This window comes from Enterobacter cloacae complex sp. P47BA, assembly GCF_014930485.1.
Lineage (GTDB): Bacteria > Pseudomonadota > Gammaproteobacteria > Enterobacterales > Enterobacteriaceae > Enterobacter > Enterobacter bugandensis.
This window is the reverse complement of the sequence record NZ_JADBRF010000026.1, coordinates 1-17,312: the sequence shown is the minus strand read 5'-3', so window position 1 is coordinate 17,312 and position 17,312 is coordinate 1. Positions and strand designations below refer to the sequence as shown.

The following is a 17,312-nucleotide window of genomic DNA, read 5'->3' as shown; positions in this document are numbered from 1 at the left end:
TCTTACGACCGGGGCAACAGCCTATTTTTGATAAATTTTTGACAGATCCTGGAACAGATAAACCGGCTTCGGCTCCGCTTCCTTCGTGCCGCCGAAGCGTTTATCCACGGCGACGGTCGCATTGGTGTAGGCGATCGGGTAGTAGGTCATCTCGTTCGCCACGGTCTGCTGAATTTGCTTGTAGATATCGGCACGTTTCGCGGCGTCGGTTTCCACGGCACCTTTATCCCACAGGGCATCAAACTGCGGATTTTTGTAGTGCGCGTAGTTATAGGCTTCGTTGCTCATGAACAGCGATTTGTAACCGTCCGGCTCTGAGCCCATGATGTAGCCGCCCAGGTTCAGCTCCCACGCGGTGTTGTTCATATCGAGGCTGCGCTGAGACATAGCGTTGGAGTCCAGCGGCATCAGCTCCACGTTCACCCCAATGCCCTTCAGCGCCTGCTGAATGTAGAGCGCCATGCTCTCCTGGGTTTTGTTGGTGTTCACATACGCCAGGCGTAGCTTGAGATTATCCGGCGCGCCGGACGTCTTCAGCAGGTCTTTGGCTTTTTGCAGATCGAATTTGTACTGTTCAACGTCATCCGTCTTGTAAAGCGTATCTGGCGTCAGGAACGAGGTTGCCGGTTTAGCGTAGTCCAGCGAGGTAAACGCGGTCTGGGTTAGCTCGTCTTTGTTGATGGCGTACGCGATGGCCTGACGCAGCGCTTTGCTCTTCATCACCGCCACGTTCTGGTTGAACGTCATATAGGCCAGACGGCCTTCCGGATAGACCACGAAGTCAAATTTCCCGGTATTTTTCAGGCGGTTCACATCCTGCGGGTCAACCATCTTGAGGTTGATTTCACCGTTTTGCAGCGCCAGGTTGGCGGCGTTGCTGTCTTTGGCGAAACGGTAGGTGACGGAATCGAGCTTCGGTTTGCCGTTCCAGTAATCGTCAAAGCGCGTAAGGGCGTAATACTGACCGGCGCGATACTCTTTAAATTTGAACGGCCCGGAACCGACCGGCGCATCGTTTTTGGTGCTCTTTTCCAGGTCGCCTTCACCGGCGAACACGTGCTGCGGGATCGGGTAGATCTGCACCAGGGTGCCGGTAAAGGCCGCGCTGACCTGCGGTAAGGTGAACTTAACGGTGCGCTCATCAACCTTGCTCACTTCAACAGGCTTGCCGCCGTAGGTAAACATGCTGCGGAAGAAGCTGTGCTGTTTGGCATCCAGCAGCTTATTGAAGGTGAAGACCACGTCGTCCGCCGTCAGCGGCTGGCCGTCCTGCCATTTTAGGTTGGGTTTTAGCGTCAGGGTATAGCTCAGGTTGTCGGCAGAAGGCGTCAGGCTTTCCGCCAGGCCCCACTCAATGTTGCCGTTATTAAAGCTGTACAGCGGGGCATAAAGCGCCTGCATGATGGTTAACGTTGTGCGGTCGCTGGCGTAGAGCGGATTAACGGCTAACGGGTCGCCGGAGGTAATCCCGATAATGAGCGAACCGCCCTCTTTTGGCGCGTCGCTTTTTGCCGCCGCGGCCGAATTTGCCTCTTTATTTTTCGCATCATCACAGCCCGCCAGGCCTAACGCGAGCGAAACGACCACTGCCGATAACAGAAGCTTGCGCATCTCACTAACTCCTTGCCTTATAAAGTGTTTATTACTGCATCTTTTATTTATGTTGAAGCATCATATTCAGCTTTAGCGGTTTACGCATTAATTATGAAAATGCGATTTTCGATTAAGCTTATGCCGGATTTGATATATATAAGCAGCAGAAGGAATAGCGGTTAATTGCTTGCGCTCACAACGTTAAACGCTTCACAAATCTCCTGCTACACTGCCTCAACACATCACTAAAAAGGCAGGCCAACATGTCAGACAACACGTATCAGCCACCAAAAGTATGGGAATGGAAAAAGAACGGCGGCGGCGCGTTCGCCAACATCAACCGTCCAATTTCCGGCGCAACGCATGAGAAGGATTTGCCCGTAGGCTCTCACCCGCTGCAGCTCTACTCGCTGGGCACACCGAACGGCCAGAAGGTGACGATCATGCTCGAAGAGCTGCTGGCGCTGGGCGTGACGGGCGCGGAATACGATGCGTGGTTGATCCGCATCGGCGAGGGCGATCAGTTCTCCAGCGGGTTTGTCGACGTGAACCCGAACTCGAAAATCCCGGCGCTGCGTGACCACTCTACAAACCCGCCAACGCGCGTCTTTGAATCCGGCAATATCCTGCTTTACCTGGCAGAGAAATTCGGCCACTTCCTGCCGAAAGATCCGGCGGGACGCACCGAGACGCTGAACTGGCTGTTCTGGCTCCAGGGTGCGGCACCGTTCCTCGGCGGCGGCTTTGGCCACTTCTACAACTATGCGCCGGTAAAAATCGAGTACGCGATTGACCGCTTCACCATGGAAGCTAAGCGCCTGTTCGACGTGCTGGATAAACAGCTGGCGCGCGGTCGCTACGTGGCGGGTGAGGAGTACACCATCGCGGATATGGCGATTTGGCCTTGGTTCGGCTGCGTGGCACTGGGCAGCGTCTATAACGCCGCCGAATTCCTGGATGCAGAGAAGTACACCAACGTCCAGCGCTGGGCGAAGGACGTGGCGAACCGCCATGCGGTTAAGCGCGGTCGCATCGTTAACCGCACCAGCGGCGAGCTGAACGAGCAGCTCCACGAACGCCACGCGGCGAGCGACTTCGATACCAATACGGAAGACAAGCGTCAGGCGTAACGTTCCGCCGGGCGGCTCCCCGCCCGGCAGCCGCGATCCTTGCCCAGGGCATGATTAGCCTAAAGGTTGAGTGGCTATTGCTGGCACTATCTGGACGTTTTTCTCACCTCAGAATGAGAAACGCCGTATCAACTGACAGCAGTCACAAAGGATCTGTTATGAGACTTATTAAAACAACGCTGGCTATCAGCGCCCTCATTTTTTCCACCTCTGGAATGGCCATCGACAAAACCGCCGCCGGCGCGGTAGCAGGTGCTGCTATTGGCGCAGCCACGGGCAAAGATCTGAAATCAACCGTGGGTGGTGCCGTGGTTGGCGCAGGCACGGGTGCAATGTTCAAAAACGGCGAAAAAGGCAAAGACGCACGTAAGGGCGGTGCCGTGGGTGCCGTCGTTGGCGCGGGCGCGGCTGCGGTGACGGGCAATAGCGTGCTGAAAGGCGCGGCAGTGGGTGCCGGCACGGGCGCGCTGATTGGTGAAGCGACGCACTAACAGCATCGGGAAAAGAAAGAAGTAAGGCCGCATCAGGCGGCCTGTTGTGTTATGCCGTCAGGCGGAACTTCTGCACCGAGCGTTGAAGCTCTTCGGTCTGGCGTTCCAGCGCCGCGGCTGCCGCGGAAACCTCTTCGACCAGCGAGGCGTTCTGCTGGGTGACGCCGTCCATCTGCGTAATGGCAATCCCGACCTGCGAAATGCCCTTACTTTGCTCCTCAGAAGCCGACGCGATTTGCTTCATAATGGTCGTCACCTCCGTCACGTCGCGCAAAATCGCATCCATGGTGGTGCCGGTGTCGCTCACCAGCTGCGCACCCTGCTCTACGCGGGTCACGGAATCGGTAATCAGACCCTCAATTTCTTTTGCCGCATTGGCGCTGCGGCTTGCCAGGTTGCGGACTTCACCCGCCACCACGGCGAATCCACGCCCCTGCTCGCCCGCGCGCGCCGCTTCTACGGCCGCATTGAGCGCCAGAATATTGGTCTGGAAGGCAATGCTGTTGATGACGTTGGTGATTTCAGCAATTTTCTTCGAGCTTTCCGAAATACCGCTCATGGTGGTGACCACCTCTTCCACCAGCGAGCCGCCGCGGCTGGCGGTGGTTGAGGCCACATCGGCAAGCTGGCTGGCCTGACGCGCACTTTCGGCGTTCAGCTTCACGGTAGCGGTCAGCTGTTCCATGCTGGCCGCCGTCTCTTCCAGCGCGGCAGCCTGCTCTTCGGTACGGGAAGAGAGATCGTTGTTGCCGCTGGAGATCTCCGTCGCACCGCGCCAGATATTCTCACTGCCGGAGCGAATGGTGCTGACCGCTTCACGCAGGCTGTCCTGCATGGCGCTCAGCAGCGGCACCAGCTGTCCCACGCAGTTGCGGCCGAAAGGCGCAATGGGCTGGCTGAGATCGCCCTGGGCAATCTGGCGAAACTGCTGGCGAATGCGCTCCAGCGGTTTGACCAGCATCGCCACCAGGTAGCGGTCGGTAAAGAGCAGGATCAGCAGGCCGATAATGGTGGCGACGATAATAACCGTGCGGGTCATGCTGGTCAGGCCGTCGACCACCATGCGGGTGCTGTCGAGCGTCTTCGCGGCGGCATTATTAAACTTCTCGGCGGCGGCACCGAACGCACGGCTTAGCGGCGGCGTAACGTTGTTGGCCTGCTGGCGGTAGCCGTCCAGGGTCGCCTGCTTCGCCTGCTCCATTTGCGGCGTCACGCCCTGTTCAAGCAGCGCCTGCCAGGTACCGATCACCTGCGCAGAGACCTGCTCATCCATTGGGCCAGGCGAGATCGCCTTCATTTCGGCCAGTTTCTTACCCATGTTGTCCAGCGCCTGTTGGGCAGAGGACAAATCCGGCGTGCCGCCAGCGGCTTTGACCTCCATGGCGCGGCTCAGACGGGTCACAAAGCGGAAATACTGATCGTTGCCCTGGCTGAGCACCATCATCTGTTTGACCAGCTGGCGATCGACTTCATTGCCGTCTGATACCCGTGACAGGGACCAGGTGCTGTACAGCCCGACGCCCGCCCACATTAAACAAAAAATCCCGAGGATCGTCAGCATGACGAAACGGATCGTGAAATTACGGAGCATATTCATAAGTCTTCCTTGCCGTGAGGGTGAATTCGCCCAGAGGCGAGTGCTACTCTCGTTATCGGCAGGGTGCAGGGAAATTATAACCTTTTGTGATTATTTTTAGTTAGCGTGGCTTCACAGGTCGCACAGCCACCGTTAACCCTTATCTTCGCACGACATGATGTGATAAGTTCAGAATGAAAACGACGTTTCAAAAAAATCATCTATAAGAAAAGGAGACATCATGTCCTGGTACCCTGAAGCTACCCGCTACGAGAATATGCAGTACCGCTACTGTGGCAAGAGCGGCCTGCGCCTGCCCGCGCTGTCGCTGGGCCTGTGGCATAGCTTCGGCCACGTTCAGCCCCTTGATTCCCAGCGCGCGCTGCTGCGTAAAGCCTTCGACCTCGGTATTACCCATTTCGATCTTGCCAACAACTACGGCCCGCCTGCGGGAAGTGCGGAAGAGAACTTTGGCCGCCTGCTGCGTGAGGACTTTGCCCGGTATCGCGACGAGCTGATTATCTCCACTAAAGCCGGTTACGACATGTGGCCAGGCCCGTACGGTTCAGGCGGCTCACGCAAGTATCTGCTCGCCAGTCTCGACCAGAGCCTGAAACGTATGGGCGTCGAATACGTGGATATTTTCTATTCCCACCGCGTGGATGAAAATACGCCAATGGAAGAGACGGCCTCCGCGCTGGCTCATGCTGTTCAGAGTGGGAAAGCACTGTACGTGGGCATTTCCTCCTACTCTACCGAGCGCACACAAAAAATGGCCGCGCTGCTGCACGAGTGGAAGATCCCGCTGCTGATCCACCAGCCGTCCTATAACCTGCTTAACCGCTGGGTCGATAAGACCTGCTTGCTGGATACGCTGGAAGCAAACGGCACGGGGTGTATTGCCTTTACCCCGCTGGCGCAGGGTCTGCTGACCGGAAAATACCTGAACGGTATTCCGGAAGGTTCTCGCATGCAGCGCGAGGGGAACAAAGTGCGCGGCCTGACGCAGAAAATGCTGACGGAAGCTAATCTGAACAGTCTTCGTCTGCTTAATGAGATGGCGCAGGCGCGCGGGCAGACGATGGCGCAGATGGCGTTGAGCTGGCTGCTGAAAGATGCTCGCGTGACGTCAGTACTGATTGGCGCGAGCCGCCCGGAACAGCTGGAGGAGAACGTTCAGGCGCTGGGTAATCTGCGCTTTACGAAAGATGAACTGACGCGGATTGACCAGCACGTGGCGGACGGGGAACTGAATTTGTGGCAGGCGTCGTCGGATAAATAGTGTGGTTCGATGCTTTCTCCCCTCACCCTAACCCTCTCCCCGGGAGAGGGTTAGGGTGAGGGGAGAAATGTGTACCTTATTTCTTACTGATCTTATCCAGATACCCCATCACAAACGCCGACAGCACAAACGTCAGGTGGATAATCACATACCACATCAGCTTATTATCCGGGACGTTTTTCGCGTCCATAAACACGCGTAACAGGTGGATAGAGGAGATTGCCACTATAGATGCCGCAACTTTATTCTTCAGCGACGAGGCGTCCATTTTCCCCAGCCAGCTGAGCTTTTCTTTATGCTCGGCGATATCAAGCTGAGAGACGAAGTTCTCATAACCGGAGAACATCACCATCACCAGTAAGCCGCCCACCAGCGTCATATCCACCAGCGACAGCAGAACCAGAATTAAATCGGCTTCCGCCACGGAGAAAATGTTAGGCAATACGTGGAAAATCTCCTGGAAGAACTTGATCGTCAGGGCGACCAGCGCCAGGGAAAGACCGAAATAGACGGGGGCGAGCAGCCAGCGAGAGGCATACATTGCGTTTTCAAAGAAGCGTTCCATAAAATCCTGTCTGCAAACGAAACCAGCGCTCAGTATATCTCAACGGCGCTGACTGTTTGCAAGAACTAACCAGTACGCCACTCAGACGTCGTCCGGGTTAACCTCAGGACGCGCATACTCCGGCCAGACCAGCACCACCAGCTCCGGGTAGGCTTCCAGGCTAAACTCACGAAAACACTGGCGAAGGTTTAATACGTCCAGGTCTGAATACGAAACCTTCTCACCGTTAAGACAGCGCTTTTTGATGTTGTCGTAATATTTATAAACCGCTGAATTCAGATCGCTACAGCGACGCTGCGCCTCAAACAGACCGGGCGTGTCATTAATTTCCGACATTTTCATGCGCTTAATTGTCGCGTGTAAGAAGTCGATATATTCATGATTCACCCGCCAGTACCAGACAGGCGTAACGGAGTTCATCAAAACAGAGAAATGATCTTCTCCTTCCTCTTTTGTCATCAGTTCAGGTTGTGGCGGTTCACTGGTGTCTTTCGACACTTTCGTTTTATTGAACTCCTGCATCAATAAAAGCACACCAGCGGTCAGTAATAGTAATGTGATGACCGTAAAAAAGATGCTGTTCATGGGTTGGCTCCATTTTTTTTGATTTTAAAATTGCCTCATGATATTGTCAACGAATCTCACGCCTTTACCAACCCCACCCTGTTGAAATTAAAGGAAATTAAAAATGCTGCCCGACTATCTCGTCCCGGCTAAGTACCACATTACGCCTGTGGAACAGCAACCGACGGAAGAAGAAAAAAAGGCCAGTTTCACTCAGGGGAAAAGAAAGCTCTCTGATTTCGAGCCTGATATATTAATTGGCGTTTCTCACACTGGCAAATCCCGTAATATGCTGCTGGAAGAGCACGATCGCCATATAAAAGACCGCCTATTTCGTGCTATAAAAATTGAAGCCTTCGTCCATCTGCTGAATGACCTGCAGGCAGAAGGCGAAATAGATGCTCAGAAACTAAGTCAAATAATGGCTGAAAAAACGAAAGAAATAAATGAGGCCGGCAATGAAATTTGGCTTAATCTAATTACGCGAGAAAAAAACAACCCTATTTTTTATACCCTGGGGGAAGATTAACGTGAAAGAAGTTAAAGACAATAACGTTTATTTGACTTTAGATGATAAAAAAAGTGATGAATTTATCTTAAAGCAAAATATCGAGGCGCTAAGAAATGCAAAAAATGCCGAGATGACGCGTATTACACAAGACCTGGTATCGATCCCGGCAACGCTGGTGCGTCTGAAATGGCAGAATCGCCGCGAGATTTATCCGTTACAGGTTAAAGAAGAAATTTACGGCGCCGTGATGAACGCCATCATCGAACAGCTTCCAGAACTGAAAGAGAAACTGCTGGGACGTCTTGAGGCCAACTACCAGTATCTGCTTGCCAGAGAAGTCGCCACCCTGCGCCTGACGCGCAAACTGTCAGCCGGTGAGTACCGTACGTCAAACGTCACCTGCGTTGCGCTCGATGAGGACGCGCTGACCACCCCCTCTACCGCACCGACGGACAACAAAAACGCATAAACCGACAGGCATAAAAAAAGCCGGCTTTCGCCAGCTTCTTTATCACTTCGAGGCCGCTTTCTCTTCCCCGACCAGCCCAATCTTCAGATAACCCGCCTGATGCAGCGTGTCCATTACCTTCATCATGGTTTCGTAGTCGACGGTTTTGTCCGCCCGGAAGAAGACGGTGGTGTCCTTCTTGCCGCCGGTCAGCTGGTCCAGCGCCGGAATAACGGAGGCATCCGTCACAGGGTCGTTCCCGAGGAACATGGATTTATCCGCTTTCACCGACAAATAAATTGGCTTTTCCGGACGCGGCTGCGGCTGGCTGGAGGAGGCAGGCAGATTCACCTTCACGTCGACCGTCGCCAGGGGGGCTGCCACCATGAAGATAATCAGCAGCACCAGCATGACGTCGATAAACGGCGTCACGTTGATTTCGTGCATTTCGCCGTTATCGTCCAGATTTTCGTTTAGACGCATTGCCATACAATCAACCTACGCGCAGTTTAGACGCCGCATGCACCGGCTTCACGGCGCTGGCATTCAGGTCGAGATCGCGGCTTTGCAGCAGCAGAACCTGAGCGGCAACGTCGCCGAGCGTGGCTTTGTAGTTGCCGATCATACGCGCGAAAATATTGTAAATAACCACCGCCGGAATTGCCGCGACCAGACCGATTGCCGTCGCCAGCAGCGCTTCCGCGATACCCGGGGCAACTACCGCCAGGTTGGTGGTTTGGGTCTGGGCAATGCCGATAAAGCTGTTCATGATGCCCCAGACCGTACCGAAAAGACCGATGAACGGTGAAATCGCGCCGATGGTCGCCAGATACCCATTGCCGCGTCCCATGTGTCGGCCAACGGCCGCCACGCGACGCTCAAGACGGAAACCGGTACGCTCTTTAATGCCTTCGTTATCTTCACTGCCGGCGGAGAGTTCCAGCTCGTTCTGAGCTTCATTCACTAACAGGGTGGTCAGGCTTTTCGGGTGGAAGGATGAGGTCATCTCAGAAGCCTGATCCAGAGAGCGGGCTTCTGCCAGCTGCTGCTGTTCCCGCTTGAGGCGACGCTTCTGCGAAAGCAGCTCGGCGCTTTTGCTGAAGAAGATAGCCCAGGTGACAACGGACGCCAGAATCAGGCCGATCATCACAATCTTAACCACGATGTCAGCATGATGATACATGCCCCAAACGGAGAGATCCGTCTGCATCAAATTATTACCCACTCTGTATCTCCAGGACGCAAATCACAAAATCTGAACGTAATAATATCAAAAAGCCGTCGAATTGATAGTCGTTCTCATTAGTATTTACATGGTGCCGTAATTTTCGCTCAGTTTCCTTGCGCTTACGCAGTAAAAATTTCTTATGCGCTTTTTTGCTACTATTTTCTGCTTATTCGATAAGCATGCGGGTGCAGTTTTTTACAATCGTGGTAGTCTGGACGTCCAGACGTATAAAAACAGGGTTAGCGAACATGACGAAGAAGCATCTTGATACCACGCTGGTGCAGGCGGGACGCAGCAAGAAATACACTCAGGGATCGGTCAACAGCGTGATTCAACGCGCCTCCTCGCTGGTGTTTGATACCGTTGAGGAGAAAAAAATCGCCACGCGTAACCGCGCAAAAGGCGGGCTGTTCTACGGTCGCCGCGGCACGCTAACCCATTTTTCGCTGCAGGAAGCGATGTGCGAGCTGGAGGGGGGCGCAGGCTGCGCGTTGTTCCCGTGCGGTGCGGCGGCAGTCGCCAACACCATTCTGGCGTTTGTCGAACAGGGCGACCATATCCTGATGACCAACACCGCCTATGAACCCAGCCAGGATTTCTGCACCAAAATTCTCAGCAAGCTCGGCGTGACCACCAGCTGGTTTGACCCGCTGATTGGTGAAGGCATTGCTGAACTTATCCAGCCAAACACGCGCATTGTGTTCCTGGAATCTCCTGGCTCCATCACCATGGAAGTGCACGACGTTTCGGCTATTGTGAAGGCCGTGCGCAGCAAAGCGCCAGAGGCGATTATCATGATCGACAACACCTGGGCGGCAGGCGTGCTGTTTAAGGCGCTGGAATTCGATATTGATATCTCGATTCAGGCGGCAACAAAATACCTGATAGGACACTCTGACGGGATGATTGGCACCGCGGTTTCCAACGCGCGCTGCTGGGAGCAGCTGCGGGAAAATGCCTACCTGATGGGCCAGATGGTGGATGCAGACACGGCATACATGACCAGCCGGGGCATTCGTACGCTCGGTGTGCGTCTGCGTCAGCATCATGAAAGTAGCCTGAAAATCGCTGAATGGCTGGCGCAGCATCCGCAGGTTGAGCGCGTGAACCATCCGGCGCTGCCGGGTAGTAAAGGTCATGAGTTCTGGCAACGTGACTTTACGGGCAGCAGCGGGCTGTTCTCGTTTGTGCTTAAAAAACGGCTGAGTAATGACGAGCTGGCAAGCTATCTGGATAATTTTACACTCTTTAGCATGGCCTACTCCTGGGGCGGTTTTGAATCCCTGATCCTGCCGAATCAGCCGGAGCAGATCGCGGCCCTGCGCCCCGGCGGAGAAGTGGACTTCAGCGGCACCCTCATTAGATTGCATATCGGTTTAGAAAATGTGGACGATTTAATTGCGGATTTATCTGCAGGCTTTGAACGTATCGTGTAGATTGCGGGCTGAAAATGTACTCCCCGGACGCTTTTGTGAACACTGCATGCAGAAAAGTCTGCATGAGTTGCGCCTGCGATCAATCCCGACAGGTGAAATTGGGAGTACAATAGCGTTATCTCTGCTGTTCCACAGGAAAGTCCATGGCTGTTATTCAAGATATTATCGCGGCGCTCTGGCAACATGATTTTGCCGCTCTGGCGGATCCCCACGTTGTAGGCGTCGTCTATTTCGTGATGTTCGCGACGCTGTTTCTGGAAAATGGATTACTGCCAGCCTCGTTTTTACCCGGTGACAGTTTGCTTTTGCTTGCCGGGGCGTTGATCGGCAAAGGCGTCATGGACTTTACGCCAACGATGGTAATCCTTACCTCCGCCGCGAGCCTGGGCTGCTGGCTGAGCTATCTGCAGGGCCGCTGGCTGGGGAACACGCGCGTGGTGAAGGGCTGGCTGGCGCAGTTACCGCATAAATATCACCAGCGTGCGACCTGTATGTTTGACCGCCACGGCCTGCTGGCGCTGCTCGCCGGGCGTTTCCTGGCGTTTGTTCGCACCCTTCTGCCCACCATGGCGGGTATTTCCGGGCTGTCTAACCGCCGCTTCCAGTTCTTCAACTGGCTGAGCGCCCTGCTGTGGGTTGGCGTGGTCACCACCCTCGGCTACGCGCTGAACATGATCCCCTTTGTGAAGCACCATGAAGATCAGGTGATGACCTTCCTGATGATCCTGCCGATATTCCTGCTGGTTGCTGGGCTGGTGGGTACCATTGCGGTGGTGATTAAGAAAAAGTATTGCAGTGCATAAACAAAAGCCGGGTGGCGCTACCGCTTTCCCGGCCTACGTTTCCCCTCAGGCGCCCTGCATCGTTCTTATACGTGACGCATCCTCTCCCGGCGTGACGCCGAAATAGCGCTTAAACTCCCGACTGAACTGCGACGCACTTTCGTAGCCGACGCGCATGGCCGCCGCGCTGGCCTTCATGCCGTCGTGGATCATCAGCATCCGCGCCTTGTGCAAACGGTAGGTTTTAAGGTACTGCAGCGGCGAGGTGCTGGTCACCGACTTAAAGTTGTGGTGAAACGCCGAAACGCTCATGTTCGCTTCCGCCGCCAGCTGGTCAACGCTGAGGTTCTCCGTGTACTGGCTTTCAATACGCTTGAGCACGCGGCTGATCAGGCTGAAGTGGGTCTGTCGGCTCACCAGCGCAAGTAACGCCCCGCCGCCCGGCCCCAGCAGCACGTGATAAAGAATTTCGCGGATAATCTGCTTGCCGAGAATACGCGCGTCCAGCGGCCTTTCCATGACGTCCAGCAGGCGCTCAATGGCGCAGAGGATCTCTTCCGACAGCGTCGCCGAGTTAATCCCGCTGGAGGCCATCGACGGCTGGAAAAGCTCGTCTTCGCCAATCTCCATCAGCAGCTCCTGCAGCTGAAGAATATCGACGTTGACGCGAATACCCGCCAGCGGGACCGCTTCTGTCGCGAAGGTTTCACATTCGAAGGGTAAAGGTACCGTCAGGAGCAGATATTCATTGGTGTCGTAGCGGAACACCCGCTCGTTGATATAGCCAATCTTATGGCCTGAAAAGAGAAAAACGATGCCCGGCTGGTACATCACCGGCGTGCGCGTCCCGGGCTGCGTGCCGTAGAGCAGGCGAATGTCCGGCAGCAGGTCGCCAACATTATTTTCTTTATTTATCAGCCTTTTAATCTGCGAGGTAAGCTGAAGGCAGATCGCTTCACGGTTCATTTTACGTTACTCCGGGTACGGTTTCCGACCCTCACAGTCTGCGCATTTTTACGAAGTTTCTCCAGCGCTCTGTAGAAATGGGCAAGACATCGGCAGGAATGTGCATTGAGAGCCTGGCCCCGGACGGCCACAATGAGCAGCATCAGGTAGCCATCAGCGCCACCACGGTTTTTCACCCACTAAAGGGAACGAGCAATGAACAACTTTAATCTTCACACCCCAACCCGCATTCTGTTTGGTAAAGACGCTATCGCCGACCTGCGCGCGCAGATCCCTGCTGACGCCCGCGTGCTGATCACCTACGGTGGCGGCAGCGTGAAAAAAACCGGCGTGCTGGATCAAGTTTACAGCGCTCTGGACGGACTGGACGTGCGTGAGTTCGGCGGCATTGAGCCAAACCCGTCTTACGAAACGCTGATGAACGCGGTGAAAATCGCCCGCGAAGAAAACATCACCTTCCTGCTGGCGGTCGGCGGCGGCTCCGTGCTGGACGGCACTAAATTCATCGCGGCGGCAGCGCACTACGTTGATGGCATCGATCCGTGGCACATCCTGGAAACCCGCGGCAGCGACATCAAAAGTGCTATCCCGATGGGATCCGTATTGACCCTGCCAGCGACGGGTTCTGAATCCAACAAGGGCGCGGTGATCTCCCGTAAAACCACCGGCGACAAACAGGCCTTTATGAACGAACACGTTCAGCCTGTGTTTGCCATTCTGGACCCGGTGTACACCTACACCCTGCCTGCGCGTCAGGTAGCGAACGGCGTGGTCGACGCCTTTGTTCATACCGTCGAGCAGTACGTGACCTACCCTGTTAATGCCAAAATTCAGGATCGCTTCGCGGAAGGCATTCTGCTCACGCTGATTGAAGACGGCCCGAAAGCGCTGAAAGAGCCGGAAAACTACGACGTGCGTGCCAACGTCATGTGGGCCGCGACGCAGGCGCTGAACGGCCTGATCGGTGCTGGCGTGCCGCAGGACTGGGCAACCCACATGCTGGGCCACGAGCTGACGGCGATGCACGGTCTGGATCATGCCCAGACGCTGGCGGTCGTTCTGCCTGCCCTGTGGAATGAAAAACGGGATACCAAACGCGCCAAACTGCTGCAGTACGCCGAGCGCGTGTGGAACATCACCGAGGGTTCTGACGATGCGCGTATTGATGCCGCCATTGCAGCGACCCGTAACTTCTTTGAAAGCCTGGGCGTGCCAACGCGTCTGTCCGGCTACGGCCTGGACGGCAGCTCCATCCCTGCCCTGCTGGCAAAACTTGAAGAGCACGGCATGACCCAGTTGGGCGAGCATGGCGACATTACGCTGGACGTCAGCCGTCGAATCTACGAAGCGGCACGCTAAGCGTTTTTGGCATCCTGACTTTCGTTTTTTGACATTTCGTCCAGACTTAATGCACACCCCATCGCCGGAGTCCCCCTCCGGCGATGCGCACCTGAAGGAGGAAAAATGGCAAACCAAACCGTAATCAAGCTGCAGGACGGCAACGTGATGCCCCAGCTGGGGCTAGGTGTATGGAAAGCCGGTAACGACGAGGTCGTCTCCGCCATTCATAAAGCACTCGAAGTCGGCTATCGGTCGATTGATACCGCCGCCGCGTACAAAAACGAGGACGGCGTGGGGACCGCGCTGGCCAGCGCCGGCGTCCCTCGCGATGAGCTGTTCATCACCACTAAACTGTGGAACGACGATCAAAAGCGCCCCCGCGAAGCGTTGCAGGAGAGCCTGGAGAAACTCCAGCTTGATTTCGTCGATCTGTACCTGATGCACTGGCCGGTTCCGGCCATCGACCATTACGTTGACGCCTGGAAAGGGATGATTGAACTGCAGAAAGAGGGGCTGGTGAAAAGCATCGGCGTCTGTAACTTCCAGGTGCATCACCTGCAGCGCCTGATTGACGAAACGGGCGTCGCTCCGGTGATTAACCAGATCGAGCTGCACCCGCTGCTGCAGCAGCGCCAGCTTCACGCCTGGAACGCCACCCACAAGATCCAGACCGAGTCCTGGAGCCCGCTGGCGCAGGGCGGTGAAGGCGTGTTCGATCAGAAAATCATCCGCGACCTGGCGGATAAATACGGCAAAACCCCGGCGCAGATCGTCATTCGCTGGCATCTGGACAACGGCCTGGTGGTGATCCCGAAATCGGTCACGCCGTCGCGCATTGCCGAGAACTTCGACGTCTGGGATTTCCGACTGGACAAAGACGAGCTGGGTGAAATTGCGAAGCTGGATAAAGGTAAGCGGCTTGGGCCGGACCCGGATCAGTTTGGCGGTTAATCGCGTAAAAAAGCCGGGTGGCGGCTTCGCCTTACCCGGCCTACGCGCTGACCTGTAGGCCCGGTAAACGTAGCGCCACCGGGCAAAACGTTTAACCGCTCTTACGTTTTACATTCTTCTTCGTTCCCGCCCCACCGTTCGAACGCTGATGCACAATCGGCGTATGTTTGGTCAGCGCCGGGCGCGTATTGCGGTTCTGGCGACGCGCTTCGCGCATCTCATCCAGCGTAGGAGCCGGAACCAGGCAGTCGCGGCGCGAACCAATAAGGTGTTTTTTACCCATCTCTTCCAGCGCCTGGCGGATCAGCGGCCAGTTTTTCGGGTCGTGGTAACGCAGCAGCGCCTTATGCAGACGACGCTGTTTATCCCCTTTCGGCACCACCACCTCTTCACTCTTGTAGCCAATCTTACTCAGCGGGTTTTTGCCGGTGTAATACATGGTCGTCGAGTTGGCGAGCGGTGAAGGATAGAAGTTCTGCACCTGATCCAGACGGAAGCGACGCTGCTTCAGCCACAGCGCCAGGTTCACCATGTCTTCATCGCGCGTGCCAGGATGCGCGGAGATGAAGTACGGGATCAGATACTGCTCTTTGCCCGCCTGCTTCGAGTAGGTGTCGAACAGCTGCTTAAAGCGATCGTAGCTGCCCATGCCCGGCTTCATCATCTTCGACAGCGGGCCTTCTTCGGTGTGCTCCGGCGCAATCTTCAGATAACCGCCGACATGGTGCGTCGCCAGCTCTTTGATATAGCGAGGATCTTCCACGGCGATGTCGTAACGTACCCCGGAGGCGATGAGGATCTTTTTGATGCCCTTCAGGTCGCGCGCGCGGCGGTAGAGGTTGATCGTCGGCTCGTGGTTAGTATCCATGTGCTCGCAAATGCTCGGGTAGACGCAGGAGAGACGACGGCAGGTCTGCTCCGCGCGCGGCGACTTGCAGCGCAGCATATACATGTTCGCGGTTGGGCCGCCGAGATCGGAGATCACGCCGGTAAAGCCCGGCACCGAGTCGCGAATGGCTTCGATCTCATTGATGATCGAATCCTCAGAGCGGCTCTGGATAATACGGCCTTCGTGCTCGGTAATGGAGCAGAAGGAGCAGCCGCCGAAGCAGCCGCGCATGATGTTGATCGAGAAGCGGATCATCTCATACGCCGGGATACGGGCGTTACCGTACGCCGGGTGTGGCACGCGCTTGTACGGCAGCGCAAAGACGCTGTCCATCTCTTCGGTGGAGAGCGGGATCGCCGGCGGGTTGATCCAGATGAAGCGCTCGCCGTGCTTCTGCATTAGCGCGCGGGCGCAGCCCGGGTTGGTTTCATGGTGCAGAATACGGGACGCGTGCGCGTAGAGCACCTTGTCGGCTTTCACCTTCTCATAGGACGGCAGCAGCACGTAGGTCTTTTCCCACGGCTTCGGGCGCGGCGGCTGCACAACGATAGCCTTCGCTTCCGCTTTCTTCGGCTCAACCGGCTTGTTATCGGCACACGGCAGATCTTCACCGTACGGGTGCGGGATCGGGTCGATTTTGCCCGGCATATCAATAATGCGGGAATCCACCCCGCTCCAGCCCGGCAGCGCTTCTTTCACCATGATCGCAGTATTGCGCACGTCGCGGATGCTGCTTACCGGCTCGCCCTGCGACAGACGGTGCGCCACCTCCACCAGCGGACGCTCGCCGTTACCGTAAATCAGCATGTCGGCCTTGGAGTCCACCAGCACCGAGCGGCGCACGGTATCTGACCAGTAGTCGTAGTGCGCGGTGCGGCGCAGGCTCGCCTCGATGCCGCCGAGGATCACCGGCACGTCTTTCCAGGCTTCTTTGCAGCGCTGGGTATAAACCAGGGTCGCGCGGTCCGGACGTTTGCCCGCCACGTTATCCGGCGTGTAGGCGTCGTCATGGCGCAGCTTACGGTCGGCGGTATAGCGGTTGATCATCGAGTCCATGTTGCCGGCGGTCACGCCGAAGAACAGGTTTGGTTTTCCCAGACGCATGAAGTCGTCTTTGCTGTTCCAGTCGGGCTGGGAGATGATCCCCACGCGGAAGCCCTGCGCTTCGAGCATACGGCCACAGATGGCCATGCCGAAGCTCGGGTGGTCAACGTAGGCATCGCCCGTGACCAGAATGATATCGCAGCTGTCCCAGCCCAGTTGGTCCATCTCTTCCCGGGACATCGGCAGGAACGGCGCCGGTCCAAAGCAGGCCGCCCAGTACTGGGGCCAGGAGAAGAGGTCACGATCCGGCTGGATCAGGGAAATTGCGCTCATAGTGCTTCCGAAGAAAAAATAGACAAAAGGGCGGGGATTATACGCTGGAACATTGTGGGAAATGAAGGGGTATTATGCGGGCTGTTGCCCTCACCCCAACCCTCTCCCTGTACAGTCCGGGGACATGGTAGACAGGTGTTCGGGGACATGGTGAACACTTTTTAACATCCTTTACCCATGGT

At 55.9% G+C, this 17,312-nt stretch carries 17 protein-coding genes; 9 read left to right on the top strand and 8 right to left on the bottom strand.

What is annotated here, in order from left to right:
• Positions 1-21 precede the first annotated feature (21 nt).
• The gene (locus IM299_RS21045; protein ID WP_193358050.1) at positions 22-1,611 is read right to left on the bottom strand and encodes an ABC transporter substrate-binding protein; all 1,590 of its coding nucleotides are present in this window, start codon (positions 1,609-1,611) and stop codon (positions 22-24) included.
• Positions 1,612-1,856: 245 nt separating this feature from the next.
• On the opposite strand from IM299_RS21045, the gene yghU reads away from it, so the two are divergent.
• Together yghU and IM299_RS21035 are read left to right on the top strand one after the other, a co-directional pair.
• On the top strand, positions 1,857-2,723 hold the full coding sequence (gene yghU, locus IM299_RS21040; protein ID WP_028014407.1) for a glutathione-dependent disulfide-bond oxidoreductase: 867 nt from the start codon (positions 1,857-1,859) through the stop codon (positions 2,721-2,723).
• Positions 2,724-2,881: 158 nt separating this feature from the next.
• Complete coding sequence (locus IM299_RS21035) at positions 2,882-3,214, top strand: glycine zipper domain-containing protein (protein ID WP_193358049.1); 333 nt, start codon at positions 2,882-2,884, stop codon at positions 3,212-3,214.
• A gap of 49 nt (positions 3,215-3,263) precedes the next feature.
• Here the strand turns inward: IM299_RS21035 and IM299_RS21030 are convergent, their stop codons facing one another.
• Positions 3,264-4,811 carry a methyl-accepting chemotaxis protein gene (locus IM299_RS21030; RefSeq protein ID WP_048957265.1) on the bottom strand — a complete coding sequence of 516 codons (1,548 nt, stop codon included), beginning with the start codon at positions 4,809-4,811 and terminating at the stop codon, positions 3,264-3,266.
• Between the two features lie 220 nt (positions 4,812-5,031).
• On the opposite strand from IM299_RS21030, the gene IM299_RS21025 reads away from it, so the two are divergent.
• Entirely contained in the window at positions 5,032-6,072 is a 1,041-nt protein-coding gene (locus tag IM299_RS21025) for an aldo/keto reductase (RefSeq protein ID WP_193358048.1), read from the top strand.
• Between the two features lie 76 nt (positions 6,073-6,148).
• On the opposite strand, the gene IM299_RS21020 is transcribed toward IM299_RS21025, so the two are convergent.
• The gene (locus IM299_RS21020; RefSeq protein ID WP_003862473.1) at positions 6,149-6,637 is read right to left on the bottom strand and encodes a TIGR00645 family protein; all 489 of its coding nucleotides are present in this window, start codon (positions 6,635-6,637) and stop codon (positions 6,149-6,151) included.
• Between the two features lie 81 nt (positions 6,638-6,718).
• On the bottom strand, positions 6,719-7,222 hold the full coding sequence (locus IM299_RS21015) for an ESA_00282 family adhesion-associated protein (RefSeq protein WP_041908140.1): 504 nt from the start codon (positions 7,220-7,222) through the stop codon (positions 6,719-6,721).
• A 103-nt stretch (positions 7,223-7,325) separates the two neighbouring features.
• Between IM299_RS21015 and IM299_RS21010 the strand changes: the two genes are divergently transcribed.
• Both IM299_RS21010 and IM299_RS21005 read left to right on the top strand, forming a co-directional pair.
• Positions 7,326-7,730 carry a hypothetical protein gene (locus IM299_RS21010; RefSeq protein ID WP_041908138.1) on the top strand — a complete coding sequence of 135 codons (405 nt, stop codon included), beginning with the start codon at positions 7,326-7,328 and terminating at the stop codon, positions 7,728-7,730.
• A gap of 1 nt (position 7,731) precedes the next feature.
• Positions 7,732-8,181, top strand: coding sequence for a hypothetical protein (locus IM299_RS21005; RefSeq protein WP_041908137.1), 450 nt, complete (start codon positions 7,732-7,734; stop codon positions 8,179-8,181).
• Positions 8,182-8,223: 42 nt separating this feature from the next.
• On the opposite strand, the gene exbD is transcribed toward IM299_RS21005, so the two are convergent.
• Both exbD and exbB read right to left on the bottom strand, forming a co-directional pair.
• Entirely contained in the window at positions 8,224-8,649 is a 426-nt protein-coding gene (gene exbD / locus IM299_RS21000) for a TonB system transport protein ExbD (RefSeq protein WP_032643392.1), read from the bottom strand.
• 4 nt (positions 8,650-8,653) lie between these two features.
• On the bottom strand, positions 8,654-9,385 hold the full coding sequence (gene exbB, locus IM299_RS20995) for a tol-pal system-associated acyl-CoA thioesterase (RefSeq protein WP_028014417.1): 732 nt from the start codon (positions 9,383-9,385) through the stop codon (positions 8,654-8,656).
• Positions 9,386-9,636: 251 nt separating this feature from the next.
• Between exbB and metC the strand changes: the two genes are divergently transcribed.
• Both metC and yghB read left to right on the top strand, forming a co-directional pair.
• The gene (gene metC, locus IM299_RS20990; RefSeq protein WP_193358047.1) at positions 9,637-10,824 is read left to right on the top strand and encodes a cystathionine beta-lyase; all 1,188 of its coding nucleotides are present in this window, start codon (positions 9,637-9,639) and stop codon (positions 10,822-10,824) included.
• Between the two features lie 143 nt (positions 10,825-10,967).
• Positions 10,968-11,627 carry a DedA family general envelope maintenance protein YghB gene (gene yghB / locus IM299_RS20985; RefSeq protein ID WP_028014419.1) on the top strand — a complete coding sequence of 220 codons (660 nt, stop codon included), beginning with the start codon at positions 10,968-10,970 and terminating at the stop codon, positions 11,625-11,627.
• 45 nt (positions 11,628-11,672) lie between these two features.
• On the opposite strand, the gene IM299_RS20980 is transcribed toward yghB, so the two are convergent.
• The gene (locus tag IM299_RS20980) at positions 11,673-12,572 is read right to left on the bottom strand and encodes an AraC family transcriptional regulator (RefSeq protein WP_041908133.1); all 900 of its coding nucleotides are present in this window, start codon (positions 12,570-12,572) and stop codon (positions 11,673-11,675) included.
• 195 nt (positions 12,573-12,767) lie between these two features.
• Here IM299_RS20980 and yqhD point away from each other — a divergent pair, with 195 nt between their 5' ends.
• Positions 12,768-13,931: an alcohol dehydrogenase gene (gene yqhD, locus IM299_RS20975; RefSeq protein WP_193358046.1), complete on the top strand. Its 1,164-nt coding sequence runs from the start codon at positions 12,768-12,770 to the stop codon at positions 13,929-13,931.
• Positions 13,932-14,036: 105 nt separating this feature from the next.
• On the top strand, positions 14,037-14,864 hold the full coding sequence (gene dkgA / locus IM299_RS20970) for a 2,5-didehydrogluconate reductase DkgA (protein WP_021242117.1): 828 nt from the start codon (positions 14,037-14,039) through the stop codon (positions 14,862-14,864).
• 91 nt (positions 14,865-14,955) lie between these two features.
• Here the strand turns inward: dkgA and IM299_RS20965 are convergent, their stop codons facing one another.
• Positions 14,956-17,130 (bottom strand): YgiQ family radical SAM protein, encoded by a 2,175-nt coding sequence (locus tag IM299_RS20965; protein ID WP_048957261.1) that lies wholly within the window; start codon positions 17,128-17,130, stop codon positions 14,956-14,958.
• Positions 17,131-17,312: the final 182 nt, after the last annotated feature.